The following is a 24,906-nucleotide window of genomic DNA, read 5'->3' as shown; positions in this document are numbered from 1 at the left end:
AACAGCGCAGCACAATGACCACACAAAACTTTCAGCCACCAATGATAGGGCCTTACCAGTTACCCAACCAAGTTATCTTGGCGCCGATGGCTGGCGTTACCGACCGCCCGTTTCGCCAACTTTGTAGGCGTTTAGGTGCGGGATGGGTGGTCGGCGAAATGGTGACAGCTGACCCTTCTCTTTGGCATACCCGAAAGTCCAAGCTACGTATGGATCACCAAGGCGAGCCTGACCCACGGGTTGTACAAATTGCCGGGGGGGATGCTGAAATGCTGGCCAATGCTGCGCGCCTTAACGCCGAACTAGGCGCCCAGGTGATTGATATCAACATGGGATGCCCGGCTAAAAAGGTCTGCAATAAGGCGGCTGGCTCTGCCTTAATGCGTGATGAAGCGCTTGTAGCCGAGATTCTGGACGCCGTTGTTAAGGCTGTTGATATTCCAGTTACCTTAAAAATCCGCACAGGCTGGTCTGCTGAAGCTAACAATGGCCTACGCATTGCTAAACTCGCGGAATCCGCAGGCATCCAAGCCTTAGCAGTACATGGACGTCATCGAGAGCAGCGCTATACTGGATGGGCTGAGTACGACACTATCGCTGAAATTAAGTCGCACCTGACGATACCGGTAATCGCCAATGGGGATATTACCAGCCCTCAAAAGGCCAAAGAGGTCTTGTCATATACAGGTGCAGATGCAGTAATGATTGGCCGCGGAGCGCAAGGTAACCCATGGATATTCGAGCAGATTACCCACTACCTTGCCCATGGTGAGCTGCTAACACCCGCGACTCTTGATGAGCGCCGCGACGTTCTCAATGAACACTTACAAGCTCTGCACACGTTTTACGGCGATACAATGGGTGTTCGTATAGCACGCAAACACCTTGGTTGGTACTTGAATGAAGACCCGCGCTTCAACGACAAACAGTATTATCTGCTGAAGCAGCAATTTAATGCGCTTGCCACCCCAGCATCGCAACTTGATTGGATTAATGATGCCATGACGCAAGACGCTGCAGAGCGTCTGCTAGCTAAAGGAAGCCATGCTGCATGACTGAACGCGACCTGCTTTCGAACGAGCTCTCTCACCGTCTTACAGGCACTCTGGCAGACCCTGCCGCGAGCGCACCGCCTCAACCACTTAGAGAAGCGGTTGAAACGGCGATACGTCGTTACTTCGAGCATCTCGATGGCAGCCAGGCAACTGATCTCTACGCGATGGTGATGGCCGAAGTAGAAGCGCCACTACTTAGCTGCGTAATGGAACATACTGAAGGCAACCAAACCCGCGCCGCGGATGTATTGGGCTTAAACCGTGGCACATTGCGCAAAAAACTTAAGCTCTATGGATTGATTGAAGGTGACGCCCCATAAGGGGCGTTGTTGTTTGTAATTTTCGATGTTAACTCCTTGACTCTGCACACGAGCACTCTAATGGCTGATAGTACTGCTACCCCCGTCCGTCGCGCCCTTTTGAGCGTATCCGATAAAACCGGCATTGTTGAATTCGCCCGCGGCTTAAGCCAGCACGGCGTAGAACTTCTGTCGACTGGCGGGACCTTCCGACTGCTTCAGGAAAACTCAGTTCCTGTTAAAGAAGTCTCTGAGCACACGGGTTTTCCTGAAATCATGGATGGCCGTGTAAAAACACTGCACCCCAAAATCCATGGTGGAATTCTGGCACGCCGCGGTCAGGATGATGCAGTGATGGCAGAAAACGACATTGCCCCCATCGACATGGTGGTTGTTAATCTTTACCCATTTGCCGCCACTGTCGCCAACCCAGACTGCACACTGGAAGACGCCATCGAAAATATCGATATCGGCGGACCGACCATGGTGCGTGCATGCGCCAAAAATCACGCCTTTACCACCATCGTGGTAAATGCTGATGACTATGCTCGGGTACTGGGAGAGCTGGCTGCGCAAGACGGTCAAGTGAGCGCCGCCACCCGCTTTGACCTGGCCGTGAAAGCATTTGAGCACACCGCCGGTTATGATGGCGCCATTGCCAATTACCTAGGCCGTAAAGTGACTAGCGAAAACGCAACGTTTGCTCGCACTTTCAACCTGCAATTAGACAAAAAGCAGGACATGCGATACGGCGAAAACCCGCATCAGCAAGCTGCTTTTTACGTGGATCCCCAAGCAAGCGAACCGAGCGTCGCCACTGCAAAAACTCTGCAAGGTAAGCCACTCTCCTTCAATAACGTGGCCGACACAGATGCAGCATTTGAGTGCGTTAAAGCGTTTGATGAAACGGCTTGTGTCATCGTCAAACATGCCAACCCTTGCGGTGTAGCCATTGGCGCTACTGCACTTGAAGCATATGACAAAGCCTTCGCTACCGATCCGACCAGCGCTTTTGGTGGCATTATTGCGTTTAACGTGGCACTAGATGCCGAAACCGCTCGGGCAATTATTGATCGCCAGTTTGTTGAAGTTATTATCGCACCCGGCGTGAGTGATGAGGCAGTTGCTATCGTGGCAGAGAAGCAGAATGTACGCCTGCTTGATGTCAGCGCCCACTGGCCTGGCGAAACACAGCCTGCGTTTGACTTTAAACGTGTTAACGGCGGACTGTTGGTACAAGAGCGCGACCAGGGCATGGTAACCCGCGAAGAGCTGACCGTGGTTAGCGAACGCGTTCCAACGGAACAAGAACTTCGCGACCTGGGTTTTGCTTGGCGAGTCGCTAAATTCGTTAAATCGAATGCGATTGTATACGCCAAAGAGGGTCAAACAGTGGGTGTTGGCGCAGGCCAAATGAGCCGCGTTTACTCAGCGAAAATTGCGGGCATTAAAGCGGCGGATGAAGGTCTTTCAGTGCCAGGCTCGGTAATGGCGTCAGATGCATTCTTCCCTTTCCGCGATGGTATTGACGCCGCCGCAGCCGCTGGCATTACTGCCGTTATTCAGCCCGGCGGCTCCATGCGTGACCAGGAAGTCATTGATGCCGCTAACGAAGCGGGCATTGCCATGGTATTTACTGGCATGCGCCACTTCCGTCATTAATCGCCTCGTCTTGCCATAAAAACAGGCCCCCAACGGATTTTCCGATGGGGGCCTGTTTGCTGATAGCGCTGCTTATTTATAGCACTATTTATTTATAGAACTTGCGCCTGCGCTTAACCTAGATCAATACACAGATATTTTGTCTCAAGGAACTCTTCCAAGCCTTGATGCCCGCCTTCACGCCCAAGACCGGACGCTTTTACGCCACCAAAAGGCGCGGCTGCATTAGAAATAAGGCCGGTGTTAATTCCCACCATGCCATACTCAAGTGCATCGGCGACGCGCCAAACGCGACCCAGATCTTGTGAGTAGAAATAGGAGGCTAAACCATACTCGGTGTCATTAGCCATCTCGATAGCAGTTTCCTCTTCATCGAAGGGAAAAACTGCCGCCAGCGGGCCAAAGGTTTCTTCGTGAGCCACCTTCATCTTATCTGTTGCAAAGCTAATCAACGTCGGCGTAAAGAAGTTTCCACCGAGTGGGTGCGGGTGACCACCTAGCAGCAGCTCAGCGCCATTATCGACCGCATCCTGCACATGCTCACTGACCTTTTTGACCGCCTCACCGTCGATCAACGGGCCAATGTTAATATTGGGCTCGGTGCCATTACCTACGTACAGCTCACTATTCATAGCAACCGCCAACTTCTCACAGAAGGCGTTAATAACGCTGGACTGCACCAAAAACCGGTTAGTGCATACGCATGTTTGACCAGCATTACGAAACTTCGCAGCCATGGCACCTTCTACAGCGGCATCAAGGTCTGCATCTTCAAACACGATAAAGGGCGCATTACCGCCCAGCTCAAGGGATATTTTTTGCACGTGCTCAGCCGCCTGAGCCATGAGCTTGCGGCCAACTTCCGTAGAACCCGTAAAGGTAATTTTGCGCACTTTGGGTGATTGAGTAAGTGCACTGGCGATATCTGCAGCACTGCCAGGCACTACATTAAACACGCCACGGGGAATGCCTGCTCTTTCTGCCAACATGGCGAGAGCCGTTGCAGAAAATGGCGTTTGGCTTGCAGGCTTAACGACAATCGTACAGCCCGCGGCTAACGCGGCGCCTGCTTTACGCGTGATCATAGCAGCCGGAAAATTCCAGGGAGTAATAGCCCCCACAACACCGACAGGCTGTTTTGTCACCACAATACGCTGGTTCGCTTTAGCGGCGGGAATAGTCTCGCCATAAACACGGCGCGCTTCTTCAGCAAACCAACGTAAAAAGCTAGCGGCGTAGGCAATTTCGCCCTCTGCCTCTTTTACTGGCTTGCCTTGCTCGTAGGTCATGAGCAAGGCGAGATCATGTTTATGCTCCAGCATAAGATCATGCCACTTCAGCAGCAGATCAGCTCGTTCTTGAGCTGTCAGCGCACGCCAAGCGGGTAACGCGGCATCCGCTGCATCGATAGCGCGCTCTGTCTCAGCTTTACCTAGTCGAGGCATGTCGCCCACGGACTCACCGGTTGCAGGGTTTAAGACATTAATTTGCTCACCGCTGTCGGCGGCCACCCAGCTACCATCGATATAGGCAAACGGGCAATACAGCTGTGTTTCTTTCAGCGCTTCCATGACAGACTCCTGACCAAATATTGGCCTCACGGGCTCATTGACCTGTTCATGCTAAGACGAAACCACGTGTTTAACCAAATCTTTACAATGAAATCTGCCAAAGATTCTTAGCCAGTATTTCAACTGATTAACGTTAAGAATTCCTGCCGCGTGGCTTGATTGCTGCGAAAACTCCCCAGCATCACAGAAGATGTCATACTTGAATTTTGCTTTTCCACACCGCGCATCATCATGCAAAGATGGCGTGCCTCAATCACCACAGCGACACCTCTTGATTGGGTAACTTGCTGCACTGCCTCGGCAATTTCACGCGTCAAGTTTTCTTGGATTTGCATACGCCTAGCGTACATATCAACAATACGGGCAAACTTCGAAAGCCCGAGTACTTTTCCGCTAGGCAGATAAGCGATATGACATTTGCCAATAAAGGGTAGCAAGTGGTGCTCACACATGGAGTACAGCTCAATGTCTTTTACAAGGACCATTTCATCTGTTTGCGACTCAAATACCGCGCCATTAACAATCTCCTCAAGTGATTGCTGATAGCCAGCAGTTAAGAACTGCATTGCTTTTGCGGCTCTTTTGGGTGTATCGCGCAGCCCTTCACGGTCAGGGTTTTCACCGATTGCGGTGATAATGTGGCGGTAGTGTTGAGCAATGTCGTCGGTCATTTGAAGCCTCATCAAAACTGTACGTGCTAGCCATTGAAAAATATCTGCTCTACTAGAGCGTTTACTCAACGGCGAAATATTGCTATCGATCAATAGCTGAGAGCCGTGCGCCAATCATGTACAAAAAATATACGCGAAACAACTTTTGCACAATAAGAAACACCACACCCGGTTATTTTAACGCACCTAACCGTGCTGTGGCAGAGTGCCGCGCACCCCCCTTTGAGACTATTTAAGCTGTGCTATCATGGATCGAACTAGCCAGCTTAATTCGTAGCGCTCATCTGAGATTTCCTTATGTCATTCAAATCTGCACCATTTTTCTTAACTGCTCTATTGGGAACTGCATTGGCAACCCCCTTGTTAGCCGCTGAACAGACATTAACACTACCTAAAGGTGCTAGTGTCGGTGTCGAGGTGATCGAAGAGTTTGCTTTTAGCGACAGCCAATCGCGTTATGAAGCTATCTTACTTCATCCCACCCAAGCTGGCAGCGCCTCGCATCAGTTGCCCGAATACTGCGTTTTAGTCGCCAATGCACAGTTCACTAATGGGCGCATTCGTATTACAACTCAAGACGCAACCTGCATTGAAACACACGATGCTGAAAGCGCTATTTTCACAGGGTCATTTAGTGCCGGTGCGTATGCAGAAGACGGTCAGTACGGTCTTGCCTGTGATGAGTCGCCTTGCACCTTATCGCCAGGCCAAGCATTCGTGGTAACACTGGATGAAAATATCGATATCAACGCTCAAGATAACCCTTCAGCGGAAATTAATGCTGCTCGGCGAGAGGCTGATGGAGAAGGCGTAGCCAACCCCATCCCATCAGATCGGCCTGACCCGGATGCAAGCGCTGAAAACCCACGCTCCGTCAATCAACCTGAATAAAACCACGTCACTCATCGTCAATGGAGGCGATGCTTAATTAACTCCCGCTGCAATTGTTATGCTAGCCAAATAGGCTTTTCAAGCTGTAACAACTGCTGCTCCAGCTGGCGGATGTGCTGATCCCAATAACCGCTCTCCGCCAGCCATGGAAACGCACGAGGAAACGCTGGATCATCCCAGCGAGAAATAAGCCACGCGGTGTATCGGATAAGACGATAAGCCCGCAACGGCTCGATCAGTGACAGCTGGTGTTGCGGAAATGTTTGCTCCTCTTCATAGCCTTCAACAATTTCACTTAGCTGTGCTCGCCAGCCAGATGGATCATCAACGGGTAACAGCATCCATACATCTTGGATAGCGGGCGCCATAAGGCAATCGTCAAAATCCACCAAGGTAAATGATTCATCTCTTCCTAAAACATTGCCCAGATGACAATCACCATGCGTTCGAATCATTTGATCGCTGGCGATGGGGTGCTTTTCAAGATGACGAAGAATTTTCTGTACAACGTTGTGATAAGCGCGCTGCTGATGCTTGCTTAGCCTTTTACTCTCGATAACACGGGCCTCAGCATCATCAATATCGCCCTGCCACTCTAATGTTGGACGGTACTGAAACGCCTTTCGTGATGACACTGCATGTAACCGCCCTAACGCATTACCTAATGCAAAAAGATGCGACGGATTGTCTAGCTCAGGCGCTTGACCACTGCACTGCGGGTAAAGCGTGAAGCGAAATTGCTGGTAAGTATGGAGTGATTGGCCATGCTGATCCCGCCATGGCGCAACAACGGGCACATTTGCAGCAGCCAACTCCTGAAGAAAATCATGCTCTTCCTGAATGATCTCATCTGCCCAACGACCAGGACGATAGAATTTCACAACCCAGCGCTCACCGTCATCGTCACGAAACATCAGCACTCGATTTTCATAGCTATTAAGTGCAAACGGCTCGCCAGCCGGCCAAATCCCAACAGACTCCGCAGCAGACATAACAGTGTCCGGAGAAAGCGTACTAAACGGGTGTGGCATATACCGCTCCTGTGCAAATTAAGCCTGCATTCTATCAATTATGCACCAGAGGTGTTCGAGCAACTGCCCAAATATCGACACGTTTAGCCCCCGCACGAAGCGCTTCTTCAGCAAGTGCTTGGCAGGTCGCGCCAGTAGTAACAACGTCGTCAATGATGGTGAGATGTGATGGCAGTGGACCATTAATATGAAAGGCACCTACTAAATTTTTTGCTCGCTCTTTTCTGCTTAACGTCCTTTGAGAAGGCAGCTGTTGACGACATTCAGCCGTTAACACGGGCAGTTTGACCCGCTTGCCTAGTTGATCAGCCAACCAGCGAGACTGATTAAAACCACGCTGCCGCGCCCGGGCGCTATGCATCGGTACAGGCAAGAGACCTTCTCCCATACAGCTGGGTGATTTACTCATCATCAGCTCTACCAGCAACATGCCGGCACGGGGCGACGCATTAAATTTAAAATCATGAACTAACGCTCTTATAGGCTCTTCAAATAAAAGCTCCACCGTCGCGGAGGTAAACGCTGGAGGGTTCTCTCTGCAGTGGCCACAAAAAGATTGAACGGATGCAACGCTTCCAACAGCCAAAGGCTCTTTACACTGCCAGCAGCCATTGGCATTCCACGGCAACTGTGCAAAGCACTCCTGGCACCAACCGCCACTGGTTTGCCCGGGAGAAAGACAAAACGCGCAGTAGCCTGGCAGTCCCTTTTTGGCCCAAGTGCTTGCACAATGTACTAACCGCGTTAGGAGCATACTTTCCTCAGACTGATTTAATTAACAATTTTAGTGACACACCGTTGACATTAATACGAATGCTGTTAATATACGTCTCGTCTTCAGCGGATGTGGTGGAATTGGTAGACACGCTAGATTTAGGTTCTAGTGCCGTAAGGTGTGGGAGTTCGAGTCTCCCCATCCGCACCAATTTAAAGGTTCTTACCTTCGAAAAATTCGGTAGCTTCATGCTAACCGAATTTTTTTGTTTTACGATCCTGCATAAACCGATTAGCTGACCTCAGTCTGTTTTTGAGTTAGGTTAGCAGCTAACAACTAACAACCTTATCGCTTCCAGGATCTCTTCGATGAAACCAGTGCTCGCTGTCTTTCTCCTTGGCGTATTTTGCGCACTGTCGCCAGACACCTATTCTGCTGAAACCTATTCTGCCGAAACCTATACTACTGAGGAAGATAGCGACAGCGACCTACCCGAGTGGGCTGAAGCGCGCGTGGAGCCATTTCGAGCAAGCATTGGCAACTGGGTAGACAACACATCAAGAAACATTGACTCTTTTTTTGGTGGTGATCAATCCGCTTCTGCTGATAACAGATCTTACCTCCGCCTTGGCCAGGAAATAGACTGGATGGAAGGCGAAGGCACTAACGGTGATATTAGTGTGCGTTATCGCATCGATCTTCCTACGACAGAAGACCGCCTGCGCTTAATCATTGAAAGCGATCCAGAAGAATCACAAGGCACACTGGCTGAACAAGGCTCTGGGCGGCTCTATAACGACCAACGCGATCGCAGAACATCAACATTCGGCCTTGATTGGTTAGAAAGTAGAGACAAACGTGAGAACTGGAGCAACCGCTTTGGCGCTGGCGTCCGGCTTCGTCTGCCTCTTGATCCCTATGTCCGCTTTACCAGCGAGCGCCTGTGGGACTTAAAGGATAGCCCCTGGCAGCTAGAATCATTTAATCGACTATCCTGGTTTAACAACTCAGGTTATTCAGCACGCACCGAGTGGGATCTTGGCCGGCCATTATCCACCAATCGCCACCTGCGATTTATCACCAACGTGCAATGGCGTGAGGAAGAGGACACGCTTGAGTACAGCGAGGTAGTGCAGCTAAACCAGCGCTTAAACAGCCGTAGCGCACTTCGCTACTCAGCTATCGCCATTGGTGAAAGCCTGTCTAGCCCACGAATGACAAACTACTACCTGCAAACCCGCTACCGCAGAGATATCCATAAAGGAATACTGTTTGCAGATGTCATTCCAGAATTGCATTTTCAGCGAGAAGTTAGCTACGACCCGCGCTGGGCGATGACATTACGGGTAGAAATGTATTTCCAACGCGAGCTCCAGCGCGATCACTTCCACTTCTAGCAATCAGTGCCCCACCGCGAACGCACGATAGGCCATTGGCAGGTCTGCCAATGGCCTATTAGTTAGTTGTCACCGTTAGTAGCAATACTAATAGCAACAGCTGATTTTTAGTGATTTAAAGCCGCAACCCACCGTCGCACTCGATAATTCGCGCCGTGAAGTAGTCATTTTCAAAAATGAAGGCGACGCTTTTCGCGATGTCATCAGGATTACCCAGCCGCTTAAGAGGCACACTGGAGGAGATTCTTTCCAACATATCGGGGCGCATGGAAGCTGTCATGTCGGTTTCAACAAACCCTGGTGCTACGGTTCCAGTACGAATGCCGTAACGGGCAAGCTCTTTGCCCCAGGTAACTGTCAACGCATGAACACCTGCTTTAGCAGCAGCGTAATTACTTTGCCCCATATTTCCGGCTCGAGAAATACTTGAAATATTGACAATAACGCCCTGGTGCCCAGCTTCTACCATTTGCGTTGCCGCTTCCCGGCCGCACAGAAAAACGCCGGTTAAATTGACATCAAGCACCTTCTGCCAAGCAGATAGCGACATACGTTTTTCAACTACCCCTTCTTTTGCTTTGATAAGTAAGCCATCGTCAGTGATCCCTGCATTATTAATACAACCGCCTACCGGTCCCATGCGGGCCGCAATGTCAGCAAATGCCTGCTGCACTGACTGCTCATCAGCCACATTGGTCACAAAGGCGTGTGCTTGAATATCTTGAGACGCTAACGCTGATACCGCCTCATCCAATGCTGCTGCACTCATATCCAAAAGCGCCAAACGAGCACCTTGCTTGCCTAGCCGCTCCGCCATAGCAAAGCCCAGACCGCGGGCTCCCCCGGTAATCGCGATCACTTTATTTGTCAGGTTCATCTGATTCTCCTTAGGCCGATACTTATAAAGACTGATACTTTAAATTGCTTGCTAAGCGCTACCTATCTCGCCTCGTAAAATGGCGCTATTGTGCATCGCAGCATAGAAGTTATTGAGCGAAATATCGAGCATTAGAACACATACGTAAGCAAGCTAACCGAACGTTGGCTGCTTGTTTTCGCGAATTCTGCCACCATATTGACGAATTACGTTTGTTATGGAGTCTGTCATGCCCATTCTTCTTTTTATATCGCTGTTTACGTTAGTTGATTTTGTACTACTGTTTTCGATCGGTAGCCAAATTGGTTTATTAACCACTCTGCTTCTCGTACTGGGCACTGGTTTCATTGGACTACATCTAATTCGCAAAGAGGGTGTTTCCACTCTGGCGCGCGCGCGACAGCGCATGCAAGTGGGCGAAATTCCCTCTCAAGAACTGTTTACCGGGGCCGCTCTGATTTTCGGAGGCGCCCTACTTTTGGCCCCAGGCTTTCTCTCTGACGCGCTAGGCATCGCCTGCCTGCTGCCTAACGCTCGACAGTTAATATTTAAAGCCCTCACCTGGCTAGGCTTAAAAAGCACTGCTGACCAACAGCAGCAAGCAAGCTACGAACAGGCCCAGACATCACGCTCAAGCAGTCAAGAAGGGCCGATTGAAGGTGAATTCATTAGCCGCGATGAAACAGCAAGGCGGCGCTGAAGGCTCATCGAAGAAGAATGCCAAAAAACCACATTTTTTTATCACTTACCCCTTGAAAGGCTACGAGCAGCCCCCACTTTTGAGTCAGCACACAAGTTCGGCGGATGCACTAGCTTTCGCCATTAACATGAAGGTGACTTACCTTCACTTTTCGCGGGCAAGAGGCCCACGAAAATCTCATTTAGCTAACTGCCCTTATGGGCTTTGACGATACTCAGGAGAACGTGAGCATGAATATCCGTCCTTTGCACGATCGCGTCGTTGTTCGTCGCGTGGAAGAAGAGCAGAAAACCGCTGGCGGCATCGTGCTTCCGGGCAACGCCCAGGAAAAACCCACTCGCGGTGAAATCCTGGCGGTTGGTAATGGTCGCATTCTCGACAACGGTGACGTTCGCCCGTTGGACGTTAAAGTTGGCGACTCGGTGATTTTCAAAGACGGTTTCGGCGTTGAGAAACAGAAAATCAACGGCGAAGAAGTTCTGATCATGAGCGAAGCCGATATCTTGGCAGTCGTCGAAGGCTAAATCTCGCCTCGACTACTTACTTTTCCTTTTAAATTTCAATGTTTAGGAAATAACGAACATGGCAGCTAAGCAAGTAAAGTTCTCCGATGATGCCCGCAAACGCATGGCTCGTGGCGTTGACGTTCTGGCCAACGCAGTAAAAGTTACCCTCGGTCCGAAAGGCCGTAACGTGGTACTGGACAAGTCCTTCGGCGCACCGACCGTTACTAAAGATGGTGTATCGGTTGCTAAAGAGATCGAACTGAAAGACAAGTTCGAGAACATGGGCGCTCAGATGGTTAAGGAAGTTGCTTCCAAAACGTCTGACGCTGCAGGCGACGGTACCACTACGGCAACGGTTCTGGCTCAAGCAATTGTCGCAGAAGGCTTGAAAGGCGTTACTGCGGGCATGAACCCGATGGATCTTAAGCGCGGTATCGACCAAGCGGTTAGCGCGGCTGTTAAAGAGATTCAGGCAATGTCTGTTCCTTGCACCGACACCAAGTCGATTGCTCAGGTAGGCACAATCTCCGCTAACGGCGACAAGCGCATTGGCGAGATCATCGCTGAAGCGATGGAAAAAGTCGGTAAAGAAGGCGTCATCACCGTTGATGAAGGCCGTGGCTTCGAAGACGAGCTGGAAGTCGTTGAAGGTATGCAGTTTGATCGCGGCTACCTCTCGCCCTACTTCGTTACCAACCAAGACACCATGGCTGTCGAGCTGGAAGACCCTTACATCCTGCTCGTAGACAAGAAAATCTCCAACATCCGCGAATTACTGCCGGTGCTGGAAGCGGTTGCTAAGCAAGGTAAACCACTCGCGATTATCGCTGAAGATATCGAAGGCGAAGCGCTGGCAACGCTGGTTGTGAACAATATGCGCGGCATCGTTAAAGTTGCTGCAGCTAAAGCACCTGGCTTCGGCGACCGTCGCAAAGCGATGCTGCAGGATATCGCTATCCTGACTAACGGCACCGTGATTTCTGAGGAAGTTGGCCTGACGCTTGAGCAAGCGAACCTGGATCACCTGGGTACCGCTAAGCGCATGACGATGTCTAAAGAAAACACCACCATCATCGATGGCGCTGGTGTAGAAAATGACATCGAAGCACGCGTTAACCAGATCCGTGCGCAAATCGAAGAAACCTCTTCTGATTACGACAAAGAGAAGCTGCAAGAGCGCGTTGCCAAGCTGGCAGGCGGTGTTGCTGTTATTCGCGTCGGTGCGGCTACCGAAGTAGAAATGAAAGAGAAGAAAGCTCGTGTTGAAGATGCGCTGCACTCAACCCGCGCTGCAGTAGAAGAAGGCGTTGTACCTGGTGGCGGTACTGCACTGGTTCGCGTCATGGCTAAAGTACAAGGCCTGACTGGCGACAACGAAGACCAGAACCACGGTATCAACATGGCGCTGCGCGCTATGCAGTCTCCGCTGCGTCAGATTGTTACCAACGCCGGTGAAGAAGCCGCTGTTGTTATCAACCGCGTGAAAGATGGTGAAGGCAACTTCGGCTATAACGCGCAAACGGGTGAGTACGGCGACCTGTTCGAAATGGGTGTTCTGGACCCGGCTAAAGTAACCCGTACTGCACTGCAGTCCGCTGGTTCTGTCGCTGGTCTGATGATCACCACTGAGTGCATGATCGCTGACGACCCTGAAGAGAAAGACGCTGCTCCAGACATGGGTGGCATGGGCGGAATGGGTGGCATGGGCGGCATGGGCGGCATGATGTAGTGCGACGAGAGTCGTATAGGTAGCTTGCCTAGCGGTCTACAGACGAAGTGGTCACTAACATAACGTTAGTGACCACAACCGCGCAAGAAGCATTTTTAATAAACCCGATATTCGGGCTGTCTCAGTCCGGATATCGGGTATTACCTTAGGGTAAATACCCCTTTTCCGGTATGAGTCTGCTCGTACCTTTCGCTTTGGCGATATTCGTACACGCTGAAACATTTCCATTTTTGGGAACGTGATGTAGCGGGGATATTCGTGTCTATTATTTGACTAAGCTGCCTATCCGGTGCGAAGCCGTGTTCTGGATGGTTCCATGTATCTAAACCGTATGTAGCGGTAACGATATAAGCGGAACCTGCTGTGTAGCCAGCAGTAGCCTAGGGGCAGTGCGTCGCCGGTAACGGTGAGGTGCCAAGCGTCCTGACAATGTACTCCCCCTCTTGGGGTTCAATGCGGCCGTGAGGTCCATTGAAGATCCCGCTAGTAGCATGCGGGTGAGAGGCTAGGCTGGATCATATGACCAACGTAAGTGAACTGCTAACAAGCACCGTCAGCCGCAAGGAGCGTAAGCTACTGACACGCTCTGACCAAAAGGTATTGGGTCGGTTATCCCTCTTACATCTGGGGATACGTTACCAACAGACCTACGGTGTACTGGCAGGGTCTAAGTGATCCGTGTCCATGATGCGGAACTCGGAAACCCCGTACTATTGCCCTACCGGGCAGGCAAGCCGTGAGGCGAGCTGTTAATGGTGCGGGTTTAGGAGGCTGGAAAAAGCGAATGCCGCCCTGTAATGGGGCGGATAAGAGGTTAAACGTTCCTCTACCGGAAACGGGGCCTACGTCCAGCTGGTCTTTAATCGCGTGATAGCGCTCTAAAGCGCTCAATCATGCTGATATTACGAAGAGATAGCCGAGCAAGTTAGCGGCCTTATCTCACCCCTGCGGGAGCACATACACTCCCGCAAGGGATCAATGTATCTGTTCTCCGAAGGGCGTCTTATCGGCATTCATTCGGAGGACAGCAAGATGAGTACTGGTTTTAAACAAGTACCTGCGTTCTCCCACCCGCCTGACAGCTGGCACACCATTAACTGGTCTGCCGTCGACAGAAAGGTGAGAGGGCTACAAGTGCGGATCGCGAAGGCGACTCGGGATCAACGTTGGCGCAAGGTGAAAGCTTTGCAACGACTGCTGACCCACTCGCTGGCGGCCAGAGCATCGGCCGTCAGACGTGTTACTGAAAACCGGGGCAAGAAAACGCCCGGTGTTGATGGTGAATTGTGGAGCACTCCACAAGCCAAGTGGTTAGCGTTAGGCAGGCTAAAAAGTAAGGGCTACCGCCCTGCTCCATTACGCCGTGTCTATATTCCCAAACCGGACGGTTCACGCCGCCCACTAGGGATACCGACGATGCGGGATCGGGCCATGCAAGCACTCTATTTGCTGGCGCTCGAACCGGTATCGGAAACGGTGGCTGACCGCAACAGCTATGGTTTTCGTCCATGGCGCTCAACGGCCGATGCGATAGAGCAATGCTTTGTCAATTTGAGCCGTAAGCATTCTGCTGAATGGGTGCTGGAAGGCGATATCAAGGGGTGCTTTGACAATATCAGTCACGACTGGCTGCTGGCTAATGTCCCGATGGACAAGCAAGTGCTCAAGAAGTGGCTGAAAGCGGGATTCATGGAGTCTCACCGTCTGTATCCGACAGAGGCAGGAACGCCCCAGGGCGGGATCATCTCTCCGGTATTAGCCAACCTGGCGCTTGATGGGCTTGAAAAGGTGTTGGAATCCCATTTCGGGAAGAAAAATACCAAAGCAAGCTACAAGACCAAGGTGAACTATGTGCGTTATGCCGACGACTTCATCATTACTGGCATCTCGAAAGAGCTGTTGGAAAATGAAGTACTGCCTGTCGTTTCTGCCTTTATGGCAGAACGTGGGCTTACGTTGTCAGCCAGCAAGACCGTGGTGACGCACATCGCAGAAGGTTTTGATTTTCTCGGGCAGAACCTGCGGAAGTACAACGGCAAGCTGTTGATTAAGCCCAGCCGTAAGAACCTGCAACGACACCTAAAGAAGATCAAGGACATCGTCAGACGCAACTGCATGTCACGACAGGATGTGTTGATTCACCAACTCAACCCGGTACTGCTGGGATGGGCGAATTATCACCGTCACGTCGTGGCCAAGGAAACGTTTGGCTATGTGGACTACCGTGTTTGGAAGCTATTATGGCGTTGGAGTTGTCGACGACACAGTAATCGCCAAAAGCGCTGGGTGAAGAAGAAATATTTTCATTCGGTGAAAAGCGAGAACTGGATTTTCCAAAGTACCTTAATGCCCGGTAAGCCCGTACGGTTGCAGAGCAGCAAGGACATCCCGATTGTGCGACATACCAAGATCAGGGCGGAAGCAAACCCTTATGACCCTAGAGACGAGCAGTATTTCGAGAGCAGGCTGGAGCGCTCTTGGGAAGCGTCAACGAAAGGTCGTAAGAAACTGCAAACGCTATGGAAGCGGCAAGGTAAGCGCTGCCCAATGTGCCGTGGCTTAATCACTTGGGAAACCAAGTGGAACATTCACCACGTGGTGGAACGGCATAAGGGTGGCGGTGACGAGCTGAGTAACTTGGTGTTGTTGCACCCTAACTGTCATCGTCAGTGGCATTCGCAACAGGAGAAAAGGTCACCGGTCTCTCATCTGGGAGGCTTATAAAGGCTTGAGCCGTATGCGGGGAAACTCGCACGTACGGTTCTTAGGGGGCGGCGGTGCAGTAATGCACTGCTGCTACCCGACATGCAACCCTGAGCCCTATCGCTCTGACGTTTAACGTCGCTAAGAACCCCGCCATGGCGGGGTTCTTTTATTTGGTAATGTACCCCCCATCGCTAACGATCGTTAAAATCATGCTACCATCAGCGCCTTTATCCGGCAGCTGTAGGTCTTCATTACCGTGCTCTCCAATATTCGCATCGTACTAGTGCAAACCTTCCACCCAGGCAACATTGGCGCTACCGCTCGCGCGATGAAAACCATGGGCTTATCCGAGCTCTTATTGGTTAATCCGCGCGCATTCCCAGATGACGAAGCAACTCGCATGGCAGCAGGTGCAACAGATGTGCTTGAAAATGCCCGTTGTGTAAGCAGCCTTGAAGAAGCGGTTAGTGATTGCGTACAGGTGGTGGGTGCGAGTGCAAGGCTCCGCAGCCTACCGCTGCCGCATTTCGATGAACCTGATGACATGGCGCAACAGGTGATTGAGAACGCCGCACAAGCGCCGGTTGCACTGGTATTCGGGCGTGAGCGCTCAGGTCTCACCAACGACGAAATACGTTGCTGCACACACCAAGTCAGCATACCTGCCAACCCTGAATACGGTATTTTAAATCTATCACAGGCCGTGCAGATTTTAGCCTATGAAGTACACCGTGCTTGGCGGAAGCGCGATGATAGTCACTTCATGTACCAACGGCCACTTGAAGCCACGCCGCCCAGCCGCGAGCAGTTTGTGCACTTCCAGGAGCATCTTGGACGCCTGATGCAGCAAAGTGGCTTTCTTACCCAGCCCCATGCCCGCACTGAAGAACAGCTTCAGGCGCTGTTCTCCCGCTCTCAGCCTAGCCGCAAGGAGCTCTCCTTACTCCGCGGCCTGCTCAGCGCTTTCGAGACGCACCTACCTGGGCAATAATCATGGTTTTAGTATAAAAAAGGGCAGCTCATGGCTGCCCTTCTTAGTCTGCTTGTTGGTTTGCGCGAAAAAAACTTAAAGCGACATCGCTGCCAACCACCCAAAAGCAATCAGCGGTATATTGTAGTGCAGGAAGGTAGGCACCACGCTGTCCCACATATGATCATGCTGTCCATCAACATTTAGACCTGAAGTTGGCCCCAGCGTGGAATCAGACGCTGGCGAGCCAGCATCGCCCAGTGCAGCCGCGGTACCAACCAGCACAACCGTCGCCATTGGCGAGAAACCGAACTGCACCGCCAGCGGTACAAAAATCGCTGCGATAATGGGAATGGTTGAAAACGATGAGCCAATCCCCAGGGTAATAAACAAGCCTACCAGCAGCATAACAAACGCCGCTAATCCGCGGTTATCACCAAACAGTTCAAACGCACCTGTCACTAACGACTCGATATCCCCTGTCGCCTTCATTACTTCTGCAAAGCCAGCCGCTGAAATCATGATGAAACCGATCAACGCCATCATGCGCATACCGCTGGTAAATAGATCGTCTGCTTCACGCCACTTAAAAATGCCGCCCAGCGAAAGCAGACCAATCCCCACTAGCCCACCAATAATCATAGAGCCGGTATATAGCTGTAAACCTAACGCAGCCACAATAGCCACGCCCGACATCACCAGCCCAAACGTATGAGGTTTTGCAGGCGAGTGACCTTGGTGGGCATTAGTCGCCACTAGATCTTTATTAGTATATTCACGCTGCCCACGGTAGCTGAAAAACAGTGCTACGAGTAAGCCAATGGCCATTCCTCCTACCGGAATAGCCATTGCCATGGGCACCATGCCCCGGGTAATTTCCAAACCCAGTGACTCGCCAGCGCTATTTAAATTTGCCAGCAGAATATCATTCAAAAAGATCGCGCCAAATCCTACAGGTAGCAGCATATACGGAGCGGTTAACCCAAAGGTAAGCGCACACGCCACCGCGCGGCGGTCAAGCTGGAGGCGATTCATTACCACCAACAACGGCGGAATCAGCACCGGGATAAACGCTATATGCACCGGAATGGCGTTTTGTGATGAGATAGCCACCAAGAGCACTGCGACGAGCAAAAACACCTTTACCCGCGCCTGATGTGCCGCAGTCGCTTCTTTTCCCAACATTGTAATCAGGCGATTGGCCAGCATATCTGGAAGCCCTGAACGGGAAATAGCCACCGCAAAGGCCCCAAGCGTGGCATAAGCAAGGGCTACTTGCGCGCCTCCACCAACACCATCATTGAATGCACTGAGCGTTTCATCCAGTGAAAGACCGCCAACCAAGCCCCCAACCAGCGCGCCTACAACCAGTGCAAACACCACGGATACCCGAGCAAGCGAAAGCGCCACCATGACTAGCACAGCAAGAATTACCGCGTTCATTAAGATTCCCAGTTAGATAAGTGAGTGAGCTTACAAAAACTGGGGATTCTATCAGATCAGTGGTTTCTCGGTAGCGGTAATGACAGTAGTCATCACCACAACAATGACAACACTCAACCCTCTTTACGGTCAGTGGCTCAACTAATCTCCCTGGCATCAGGTGGCTGAATTAAAATGCTGCTTGATCCGCCCTATTGAGAAGCGCTAGGCAATCACTGGCGATTACTCGCTCTTCATCGGTTGGAATGACCCAAACGCCCACACGGCTACTCGCTGAAGAGATGCAACAGGCATCACGCTTATTGGCTTTTTCATCAAGTTGCATGCCCAACCACTCACACTGCGCCACAATACGTGCACGCACCGGTGCTGCATGCTCACCAATACCGGCGGTGAATATCAATTGATCAAGCCCGCCCAGCGCGCCAGCTAAACTGGCGATTTCCCGCGCGGCGCGATAGCAGTAAAGCTCAACAGCCTCTTCGGCTTCCGGGGCATCACTTGCAAGCAACTCGCGCATATCGCTACTTATTCCAGAGACACCGAGCAGCCCTGAACGCTTGTATAAAAGCGCTGATACGTCCTCAATACTCATTTTTTCATCACTAATTAAGTAAAGCACTACGCCTGGATCCAAGGCACCAGAGCGAGTCCCCATCGGCAATCCATCAAGCGCAGTAAACCCCATGCTGGAAGCCACACTAATGCCATCACGAATAGCACACATACTGGCACCATTACCCAAATGCGCCACCACCACCCGTGAACGGGGTGCATCATCCGGCAATACATTAGGTAGCGTGCGCTGAATATAATCGTAGGAAAGGCCATGGAAGCCATAACGTATCAACCCCTTGGCCGTCCATTCCCGCGGCAAAGCAAACTGCCGAGCCACCCAGGGCTGATGAGCATGAAACGCGGTATCGAAACATGCGATCTGCGGTACGTCTGGCAGACGCGCCATCAGTAGTTTGATAGGCGCAAGTCCATGGGGCTGATGCAACGGCGCTAAGCTTGAAAATTTTTCCAACTCGATCACGTCGTTAGCGCTTAATCTAGTCGCTTCACAGTAGGTTTGGCCGCCATGAACAACGCGATGCCCAATGGCAACCAGGGTACTTTTATCCTCACGCTGCTCAAGCCATGCCATCAACTTTGTGATGGCCTCTTCATGGTTTATTGCCGGGGTTAGGCCCAGCGCCTCCAGAGTTTGCAAACTATAGCGATGCGGGGGCTGTCCAGGTTCGCGATGCGCTAACGACACGCGACATTGCGACGTTGCCAAGCCCGAAAAATGGCCGCTGTAGGCGACCGTCAACGCCTCCTGAATTCCACCGGCAGCGTCTTCATCAGTGATATGATAAAGCGCAAACTTGACGCTGGAAGAACCACTATTCAGCACCAGTATTTCCTGCATGGTTATGCTCCTGAAGGGTTACTGAGTAGGCTCCGACGCTGATAGTCAGCGAGTAGTAACGCTAATGCACTGGATGCCATGCGCGTCAATGCATCATCCGCGCGGCTTGTCAGCATGATCGGCACCCTAGCGCCGACGACAACGCCCGCCCCCGTGGCATCCGCCAGGTGAGTCAGTTGCTTCATCAACATATTGGCCGCTTCAAGATCTGGCGCGAGTAGGATGTCGGCACGCCCTGCCACTGGCGAAATGATGCCTTTAGTTCTTGCCGCCGCTTCTGAGACGGCATTATCGAAAGCCAGCGGACCATCCAAGGTGCCACCGCTAATCTGGCCGCGCTCAGCCATCTTACACAGGGCCGCCGCATCAATCGTAGACGTGATTTTGGGGTTGACGGTCTCGACAGCAGAAAGGATCGCCACACGGGGATTGTCGTTACCCAATGAGTGAGCTAACTCGATCGCGTTTTGAACAATATCGCGCTTCTCAGCTAGCTTAGGATAGATATTGATTGCCGCATCCGTAATCAACAATGGTCGCGGGTAGGTTGGCACATCAAAGGCCATCACATGACTTAGGCACCGCTCGGTACGCAACCCTGTGTCACGCTTAAGCACTTCATGTAAAAGCTCATCGGTGTGCAGCGCGCCTTTCATCAACGCACCTACGTGGCCTTGACGTGCTAATGCCACCGCTTGTTCAGCAGCCGCGTGGCTGTGGGGAACATCCACCAGTTCGAATGCACTGATATCCACCTCGGCTTTTTCGGCGGCGAGTTGTATTTTCCCTTTGGGCCCAACCAGCACAGGAATAATTAAACCTTGCGCCGCTGATTCAACCGCTCCACAAATAGCACTTTGGTCTACCGGATGAACAACGGCAGTGGGCATTGGCTCCGGATGATCGGCAGCAGTTAAAATCTCATGCAACCTGCCACGCTCGGTTAAACGCACTTTGGGCAGCAACGCGCGAGGCCGTTGGATTTTTTTAATCGGTGCCAATACGCTAGCGTCACCTTCAATAACCGTATCACCGCGTTGATTTTCGCAACGGCAGGCAAAGGTGATCCTATGATGCTGATCGTCTTTTTCAATAGCCCGCACGGAGACCCGCAGAACATCCCCCAGCCTTACGGGGGCCTTAAACTGCAACGACTGGGTAAGATAGACCGTGCCCGGCCCAGGCAGCTGCGTTCCCAGCACAGTGGATATCAGCGCGCCGCCCCACATGCCATGAGCAATGACTTCCTGAAAACGGCTGCTCTTAGCAAAGTCGCTGTCGACGTGTGAAGGATTAATGTCACCTGACATCACAGCAAACAGTTTGATGTCCTCCATGGTCAGGCGTTTTTCTAGGTGGGCTTCATCACCGACCGTTATTTCGTCATAGGTGCGATTTTCAATTAGATCATTAGCGTCATTGGCCGACATCGAGTGACTCCTTTAAACCACGTCCTTAAACTAGGAAACTTCCTTAATCACCCATACGTTAGAAGCGAATATGGTGACCTGCATCTACATAGTGGGTTAAACCCGTCAGTGACGCTCCAGCATCAGAGGCGAGATAAACGACGGCATTGCCGACAGATTAAGAAGTTCGTCGGTATCATCCACACTTAGCTGCCCTAACTTAAGCATTTTTTATGTCGTTTAAGCGTCACTAACAGATACGAATCATTTGTGACACAAGCTTACGACTTTAGTCAAAGCACACTTGTTGCTTTGCAACATACTACCTAGTATGCCGCCCTCAACTTATTACCGACACTGCTAATTCGTCCGACAGTTGATAGCTTCTAAAAAAATCTGACCCGTGAGATAGTTAGTTAACGCGTTAACAAACTACAGAACAAGGGACGTAAAATGGCATTGACGCGACATCGCACACTACTCCTTATCATGCTAGCAAGCGTGGTTATTTCCACTGCTATGGGGCTTCGCCATGGTTTTGGGCTTTTCCTTGAGCCGATGAGCAGCGATTTCGGCTGGGGGCGCGGCGTGTTTGCCTTTGCCCTTGCAGTTCAAAACCTAATTTGGGGGCTCTCTCAGCCTTTCACCGGTGCGCTGGCTGACCGTTTTGGAGCGGCGAGAATTATTGTCGTAGGAGCCATTTTGTATGTGACGGGGCTGTGCTTTATGAGCCTTTCCACCAGCGCATTAGGCATGACTCTAAGCGCTGGATTCCTCATTGGTTTAGGCCTATCCGGCACTACATTTTCAGTAATTTTGGGCGCAGTGGGACGCGCAGTACCCCCCGAAAAACGCAGTATGGCGATGGGCATTGTCAGTGCCGCTGGCTCTTTTGGACAATTCGCGATGTTACCCGGCACACTGGGGCTAATTGAGTGGCTTGGCTGGTCAGCAGCTCTTCTAGCGATGGGCGCCATTGCCGCGCTGATGATTCCCCTGGGGGCGATGTTAAAAGACCGCCCAAGCCCCAGCGCACTGGGCGACTTAAGCTTACGCGACGCGCTCAATGAGGCGGTCGGCCAGAAAGGCTTTTGGCTACTGTGCCTCGGCTTTTTCGTCTGCGGCTTCCAAGTTGTATTTATTGCTGTCCATCTACCTGGGTATTTATTCGATAACGGTCTGGCTATTCAGGTGGGCACCACGGTGTTGGCACTGGTTGGTTTGTTCAACATTGTGGGTACCTACACGGCAGGATGGATGGGAGGAATTTGGTCAAAACCGCGCCTACTTAGCTGGCTATACTTAATTCGCGGCGCGATAATTGCCGCTTTTGTCATATTGCCACTGACCTCTACCAGTGCTTATTTATTTGGTATCGCCATGGGCCTACTATGGCTCTCAACCGTGCCGTTAACCAACGGCATTGTGGCGTCTGTATTTGGTGTTCGCCATTTATCCATGCTGGGCGGCATTGTATTCTTATTTCACCAGCTAGGATCATTTATGGGTGTCTGGCTTGGCGGATATCTTTATGATCTCACTGGCCATTATGACACTGTCTGGAAGATTGCCATTGTGCTCTCACTGGTCGCCGCTGGTCTGCACTGGTTTATTAGCGAAAAACCACTGACACGAAACATCACTCCTCAGGTGGCCTCATGAAACCACTAACAGCGTTTGCACTGTTGATAGCATTAGCAATGCTACTGCTGGGCGGAGTGGTGCTAGCCTGGTGGGGCTGGCACTCTTTAGATGGCTCGCTGCTGCTATTTGGCAGCAGGCTTTGCTGAGAAGCCCCAAATCCTGAGCTGAGTCACGCTGGTCACTATTTTTTTACTTTACACTCGCCGCTTAAAGGCACGCTTACTAGACACCTGCCAATTCATAACAACCATTTATAAGCCCCGGTGAAAATAAACGCTCAATGAATATCGTTACCTCGCTAGCACACCAGCTTAAAGACAGCCTTAGAGACCTATTACCTGTTGTCCTGGTTATGGGCTTTTTTCAGATTGTCGTCATACGCCAGCCGCTACCCGATTCACTCGCCCTTTTAGATCTAGTGCTAGGGCTCGTGTTTGTCGTAATGGGACTGACTTTATTTATCAAAGGCCTCGAACTAGGACTTTTCCCACTAGGCGAAAATCTAGCACGCGCTTTTGTGCAAAAGGGATCGGTATTTTGGCTGCTGCTATTTGCGTTTGCGCTTGGTTTTGGTTCAACCGTTGCTGAGCCGGCACTTATTGCCGTCGCTGCCCGCGCAGGCGAAGTGGTCTCAGAAAGTGGCTTAATTGCGAATACTAGCGATGCCCAGGCTTCTTTCGCTTTTACCCTTCGTATGGTGGTGGCCGTTTCTGTTGGCACTGCAGTCGTTGTCGGTGTATTGAGAATTTTCAAAGGCTGGCCTCTACACCTGATGATTATTGGCGGCTATATCATTGTCTTATTGCTGACACTGGTGGCTCCTAGCGAGTTAATCGGTATTGCTTATGATTCCGGCGGTGTTACCACGTCAACAATTACTGTTCCGCTCGTTACGGCGCTAGGCGTGGGGCTCGCATCGACGATTAAAGGACGAAACCCAATGCTGGATGGCTTTGGCCTTATTGCTTTTGCATCAGTCATGCCCATCATTTTCGTGCTGCTATTCGGCATTTTTGGCCTCAATTTAGTCGCAGGGAGCTCTTGATGAATTTAATCACTACCTTTTGGGACACTCTGCGAGACATTTTGCCCATTGCTGCCATTATTTTTGGCTTTCAGTACATTGTAATTCGCAAACCCATTAAGCGCTTACCGCAAGTATTGGCTGGCTTTTTCATGGTGTGGGTTGGACTGTCGCTATTTCTTGTGGGCCTTGAGCAAGCGCTCTTCCCCATGGGGGAATTAATGGCCACCCAGCTAACTAATTATGATTTTTTGCCTGCTGTTGCAGAGGGAGCTCAACGACACTGGAGTGATTATTACTGGGTATATATATTTGCTTTCGCGATTGGTGCGAGCACGACCATTGCCGAGCCATCGCTTATTGCTGTCTCAATTAAGGCTGGCGAAATTTCAGGCGGAACCATAGACCCATTTATGCTGCGTCTTGCTGTGGCGTTAGGTATGGCATTCGGTATCACTCTTGGTGTATGGCGTATTGTGATGGGTTGGCCACTCCAATGGTTTGTTTTTGCTGCTTACTGTTTAGTGATTATTCAAACCCTGCGCTCACCTAAATCGATAATTCCCCTTGCTTTTGATTCCGGCGGCGTTACAACCTCGACCATTACCGTGCCCATTATTGCAGCACTAGGATTGGGCCTGGCGTCATCAATACCCGGCCGAAGCGCTCTGATGGACGGTTTCGGCATGATTGCTCTCGCCTGCTTGTTTCCCATTATTACGGTGATGGGATATGCACAGATTGCTCAGTGGAAAGATAAACGCAAGCAAACCACTGATAGCCTCTCTTACAGCCAAGCTCCGTCGTCTACTAAAGGAGATAAAAATGCGCTTTAAACTGATTGTAGCGTTAGTTGAGGATGAACTAAGCGACGATATTCTTCAGGCCGCTCGCGATGCCGGCGCTACCGGGGCAACGGTAATCAATAACGCTCGCGGTGAAGGTCTCAAAAAAGCACGGGGTATTTTCGGCATGGAAATTACCGCCCAACGAGATGTGCTGCTTTTTTTAGCTGAAGAGCACATCAGCCGACATATTCTCCAAGCCATCGCTGACGTTGGCGAGTTTGACGAAACATCCGGCACAGGTATTGCGTTTCAGATCGATGTAGAAGATGCCCTAGGCGTAACGCATCAAATCAAATCTCTTTCAGAAACGCTAAATCAGCCCTTAGGCTAAGGAACTTAAA

At 51.2% G+C, this 24,906-nt stretch carries 23 protein-coding genes and 1 tRNA gene; 16 read left to right on the top strand and 8 right to left on the bottom strand.

Features of this window, described 5'->3' with window-relative positions; all coding sequences use genetic code 11:
• Positions 1-14: 14 nt before the first annotated feature.
• Genes dusB through purH form a run of 3 tightly spaced genes read left to right on the top strand, consistent with a single transcriptional unit; the run spans position 15 to position 3,016 of the window.
• Positions 15-1,055, top strand: coding sequence for a tRNA dihydrouridine synthase DusB (dusB, locus tag INT21_RS14930; RefSeq protein ID WP_146943574.1), 1,041 nt, complete (start codon positions 15-17; stop codon positions 1,053-1,055).
• Positions 1,052-1,375, top strand: a complete 324-nt coding sequence (gene fis, locus INT21_RS14925) for a DNA-binding transcriptional regulator Fis (RefSeq protein WP_125748236.1) — start codon at positions 1,052-1,054, stop codon at positions 1,373-1,375. The genes dusB and fis overlap by 4 nt, the downstream gene beginning before the upstream one ends.
• Positions 1,376-1,435: 60 nt before the next feature.
• On the top strand, positions 1,436-3,016 hold the full coding sequence (gene purH, locus INT21_RS14920) for a bifunctional phosphoribosylaminoimidazolecarboxamide formyltransferase/IMP cyclohydrolase (protein WP_193060179.1): 1,581 nt from the start codon (positions 1,436-1,438) through the stop codon (positions 3,014-3,016).
• Positions 3,017-3,129: 113 nt separating this feature from the next.
• Here purH and INT21_RS14915 read toward each other — a convergent pair whose 3' ends face one another.
• Entirely contained in the window at positions 3,130-4,587 is a 1,458-nt protein-coding gene (locus INT21_RS14915) for an NAD-dependent succinate-semialdehyde dehydrogenase (protein ID WP_193060178.1), read from the bottom strand.
• A 119-nt stretch (positions 4,588-4,706) separates the two neighbouring features.
• The gene (gene folE, locus INT21_RS14910) at positions 4,707-5,258 is read right to left on the bottom strand and encodes a GTP cyclohydrolase I FolE (RefSeq protein ID WP_125748245.1); all 552 of its coding nucleotides are present in this window, start codon (positions 5,256-5,258) and stop codon (positions 4,707-4,709) included.
• Between the two features lie 297 nt (positions 5,259-5,555).
• Between folE and INT21_RS14905 the strand changes: the two genes are divergently transcribed.
• Positions 5,556-6,149: a hypothetical protein gene (locus INT21_RS14905; protein ID WP_193085391.1), complete on the top strand. Its 594-nt coding sequence runs from the start codon at positions 5,556-5,558 to the stop codon at positions 6,147-6,149.
• Positions 6,150-6,205: 56 nt separating this feature from the next.
• Here INT21_RS14905 and INT21_RS14900 read toward each other — a convergent pair whose 3' ends face one another.
• Both INT21_RS14900 and INT21_RS20445 read right to left on the bottom strand, forming a co-directional pair.
• Positions 6,206-7,180 (bottom strand): serine/threonine protein kinase, encoded by a 975-nt coding sequence (locus INT21_RS14900; RefSeq protein ID WP_193060176.1) that lies wholly within the window; start codon positions 7,178-7,180, stop codon positions 6,206-6,208.
• 34 nt (positions 7,181-7,214) lie between these two features.
• Complete coding sequence (locus tag INT21_RS20445) at positions 7,215-7,589, bottom strand: ComF family protein (RefSeq protein WP_226912781.1); 375 nt, start codon at positions 7,587-7,589, stop codon at positions 7,215-7,217.
• Positions 7,590-8,020: 431 nt separating this feature from the next.
• Between INT21_RS20445 and INT21_RS14890 the strand changes: the two genes are divergently transcribed.
• Both INT21_RS14890 and INT21_RS14885 read left to right on the top strand, forming a co-directional pair.
• Positions 8,021-8,105, top strand: a tRNA-Leu gene (locus INT21_RS14890).
• Positions 8,106-8,263: 158 nt separating this feature from the next.
• Complete coding sequence (locus INT21_RS14885) at positions 8,264-9,292, top strand: hypothetical protein (RefSeq protein ID WP_193060174.1); 1,029 nt, start codon at positions 8,264-8,266, stop codon at positions 9,290-9,292.
• A gap of 115 nt (positions 9,293-9,407) precedes the next feature.
• On the opposite strand, the gene INT21_RS14880 is transcribed toward INT21_RS14885, so the two are convergent.
• Complete coding sequence (locus INT21_RS14880) at positions 9,408-10,169, bottom strand: SDR family oxidoreductase (protein WP_038484790.1); 762 nt, start codon at positions 10,167-10,169, stop codon at positions 9,408-9,410.
• 229 nt (positions 10,170-10,398) lie between these two features.
• On the opposite strand from INT21_RS14880, the gene INT21_RS14875 reads away from it, so the two are divergent.
• From INT21_RS14875 to INT21_RS14855, 5 genes are all read left to right on the top strand, one after another.
• Positions 10,399-10,869, top strand: coding sequence for an FxsA family protein (locus INT21_RS14875; RefSeq protein ID WP_038484793.1), 471 nt, complete (start codon positions 10,399-10,401; stop codon positions 10,867-10,869).
• A gap of 230 nt (positions 10,870-11,099) precedes the next feature.
• Positions 11,100-11,393 (top strand): co-chaperone GroES, encoded by a 294-nt coding sequence (locus INT21_RS14870; protein ID WP_038484796.1) that lies wholly within the window; start codon positions 11,100-11,102, stop codon positions 11,391-11,393.
• A 58-nt stretch (positions 11,394-11,451) separates the two neighbouring features.
• Positions 11,452-13,104, top strand: a complete 1,653-nt coding sequence (gene groL, locus INT21_RS14865; protein ID WP_193085390.1) for a chaperonin GroEL — start codon at positions 11,452-11,454, stop codon at positions 13,102-13,104.
• A 1,032-nt stretch (positions 13,105-14,136) separates the two neighbouring features.
• Entirely contained in the window at positions 14,137-15,828 is a 1,692-nt protein-coding gene (gene ltrA, locus INT21_RS14860) for a group II intron reverse transcriptase/maturase (RefSeq protein WP_050801113.1), read from the top strand.
• A gap of 238 nt (positions 15,829-16,066) precedes the next feature.
• Entirely contained in the window at positions 16,067-16,801 is a 735-nt protein-coding gene (locus INT21_RS14855; protein WP_193060173.1) for an RNA methyltransferase, read from the top strand.
• Positions 16,802-16,876: 75 nt separating this feature from the next.
• Here the strand turns inward: INT21_RS14855 and INT21_RS14850 are convergent, their stop codons facing one another.
• The 3 genes from INT21_RS14850 to INT21_RS14840 form a co-directional block, all read right to left on the bottom strand.
• Positions 16,877-18,223 carry a Na+/H+ antiporter family protein gene (locus tag INT21_RS14850; protein WP_089038480.1) on the bottom strand — a complete coding sequence of 449 codons (1,347 nt, stop codon included), beginning with the start codon at positions 18,221-18,223 and terminating at the stop codon, positions 16,877-16,879.
• 169 nt (positions 18,224-18,392) lie between these two features.
• Positions 18,393-19,640, bottom strand: a complete 1,248-nt coding sequence (locus INT21_RS14845; RefSeq protein WP_193060172.1) for an acetate/propionate family kinase — start codon at positions 19,638-19,640, stop codon at positions 18,393-18,395.
• Between the two features lie 2 nt (positions 19,641-19,642).
• Complete coding sequence (locus INT21_RS14840; protein ID WP_193060171.1) at positions 19,643-21,070, bottom strand: bifunctional enoyl-CoA hydratase/phosphate acetyltransferase; 1,428 nt, start codon at positions 21,068-21,070, stop codon at positions 19,643-19,645.
• 432 nt (positions 21,071-21,502) lie between these two features.
• Between INT21_RS14840 and INT21_RS14835 the strand changes: the two genes are divergently transcribed.
• The 5 genes from INT21_RS14835 (at position 21,503) to INT21_RS14820 (ending at position 24,896) form a co-directional block, all read left to right on the top strand.
• Positions 21,503-22,711: an MFS transporter gene (locus tag INT21_RS14835; RefSeq protein WP_193060170.1), complete on the top strand. Its 1,209-nt coding sequence runs from the start codon at positions 21,503-21,505 to the stop codon at positions 22,709-22,711.
• Entirely contained in the window at positions 22,708-22,839 is a 132-nt protein-coding gene (locus INT21_RS20605) for a hypothetical protein (RefSeq protein WP_264298857.1), read from the top strand. The genes INT21_RS14835 and INT21_RS20605 overlap by 4 nt, the downstream gene beginning before the upstream one ends.
• Positions 22,840-22,973: 134 nt before the next feature.
• Entirely contained in the window at positions 22,974-23,738 is a 765-nt protein-coding gene (locus INT21_RS14830) for a DUF1538 domain-containing protein (RefSeq protein ID WP_193060169.1), read from the top strand.
• A complete protein-coding gene (gene umpB, locus INT21_RS14825; RefSeq protein ID WP_193060168.1) occupies positions 23,738-24,553 on the top strand; it encodes a Na,Li,K/H(+) antiporter subunit UmpB in 816 nt (271 codons plus the stop codon). The genes INT21_RS14830 and umpB overlap by 1 nt, the downstream gene beginning before the upstream one ends.
• Complete coding sequence (locus INT21_RS14820) at positions 24,543-24,896, top strand: P-II family nitrogen regulator (protein ID WP_083004922.1); 354 nt, start codon at positions 24,543-24,545, stop codon at positions 24,894-24,896. The genes umpB and INT21_RS14820 overlap by 11 nt, the downstream gene beginning before the upstream one ends.
• Positions 24,897-24,906: the final 10 nt, after the last annotated feature.

Source organism: Halomonas sp. 3F2F (assembly GCF_014897805.1).
Classification (GTDB): domain Bacteria; phylum Pseudomonadota; class Gammaproteobacteria; order Pseudomonadales; family Halomonadaceae; genus Vreelandella.
The sequence above is the reverse complement of the archived record's forward strand: the minus strand, read 5'-3'. Positions and strand labels throughout refer to the sequence as shown.

What these genes read in the sequence shown, in the direction of transcription:
- dusB (WP_146943574.1), top strand. Translation starts at nt 15, where the DNA reads ATGACCACACAAAACTTTCAGCCACCAATGATAGGGCCTTACCAGTTA.
- fis (WP_125748236.1), top strand. Translation starts at nt 1,052, where the DNA reads ATGACTGAACGCGACCTGCTTTCGAACGAGCTCTCTCACCGTCTTACA.
- purH (WP_193060179.1), top strand. Translation starts at nt 1,436, where the DNA reads ATGGCTGATAGTACTGCTACCCCCGTCCGTCGCGCCCTTTTGAGCGTA.
- INT21_RS14915 (WP_193060178.1), bottom strand. Translation starts at nt 4,587, where the DNA reads ATGGAAGCGCTGAAAGAAACACAGCTGTATTGCCCGTTTGCCTATATC.
- folE (WP_125748245.1), bottom strand. Translation starts at nt 5,258, where the DNA reads ATGACCGACGACATTGCTCAACACTACCGCCACATTATCACCGCAATC.
- INT21_RS14905 (WP_193085391.1), top strand. Translation starts at nt 5,556, where the DNA reads ATGTCATTCAAATCTGCACCATTTTTCTTAACTGCTCTATTGGGAACT.
- INT21_RS14900 (WP_193060176.1), bottom strand. Translation starts at nt 7,180, where the DNA reads ATGCCACACCCGTTTAGTACGCTTTCTCCGGACACTGTTATGTCTGCT.
- INT21_RS20445 (WP_226912781.1), bottom strand. Translation starts at nt 7,589, where the DNA reads ATGAGTAAATCACCCAGCTGTATGGGAGAAGGTCTCTTGCCTGTACCG.
- INT21_RS14885 (WP_193060174.1), top strand. Translation starts at nt 8,264, where the DNA reads ATGAAACCAGTGCTCGCTGTCTTTCTCCTTGGCGTATTTTGCGCACTG.
- INT21_RS14880 (WP_038484790.1), bottom strand. Translation starts at nt 10,169, where the DNA reads ATGAACCTGACAAATAAAGTGATCGCGATTACCGGGGGAGCCCGCGGT.
- INT21_RS14875 (WP_038484793.1), top strand. Translation starts at nt 10,399, where the DNA reads ATGCCCATTCTTCTTTTTATATCGCTGTTTACGTTAGTTGATTTTGTA.
- INT21_RS14870 (WP_038484796.1), top strand. Translation starts at nt 11,100, where the DNA reads ATGAATATCCGTCCTTTGCACGATCGCGTCGTTGTTCGTCGCGTGGAA.
- groL (WP_193085390.1), top strand. Translation starts at nt 11,452, where the DNA reads ATGGCAGCTAAGCAAGTAAAGTTCTCCGATGATGCCCGCAAACGCATG.
- ltrA (WP_050801113.1), top strand. Translation starts at nt 14,137, where the DNA reads ATGAGTACTGGTTTTAAACAAGTACCTGCGTTCTCCCACCCGCCTGAC.
- INT21_RS14850 (WP_089038480.1), bottom strand. Translation starts at nt 18,223, where the DNA reads ATGAACGCGGTAATTCTTGCTGTGCTAGTCATGGTGGCGCTTTCGCTT.
- INT21_RS14845 (WP_193060172.1), bottom strand. Translation starts at nt 19,640, where the DNA reads ATGCAGGAAATACTGGTGCTGAATAGTGGTTCTTCCAGCGTCAAGTTT.
- INT21_RS14840 (WP_193060171.1), bottom strand. Translation starts at nt 21,070, where the DNA reads ATGTCGGCCAATGACGCTAATGATCTAATTGAAAATCGCACCTATGAC.
- INT21_RS14835 (WP_193060170.1), top strand. Translation starts at nt 21,503, where the DNA reads ATGGCATTGACGCGACATCGCACACTACTCCTTATCATGCTAGCAAGC.
- INT21_RS20605 (WP_264298857.1), top strand. Translation starts at nt 22,708, where the DNA reads ATGAAACCACTAACAGCGTTTGCACTGTTGATAGCATTAGCAATGCTA.
- INT21_RS14830 (WP_193060169.1), top strand. Translation starts at nt 22,974, where the DNA reads ATGAATATCGTTACCTCGCTAGCACACCAGCTTAAAGACAGCCTTAGA.
- umpB (WP_193060168.1), top strand. Translation starts at nt 23,738, where the DNA reads ATGAATTTAATCACTACCTTTTGGGACACTCTGCGAGACATTTTGCCC.
- INT21_RS14820 (WP_083004922.1), top strand. Translation starts at nt 24,543, where the DNA reads ATGCGCTTTAAACTGATTGTAGCGTTAGTTGAGGATGAACTAAGCGAC.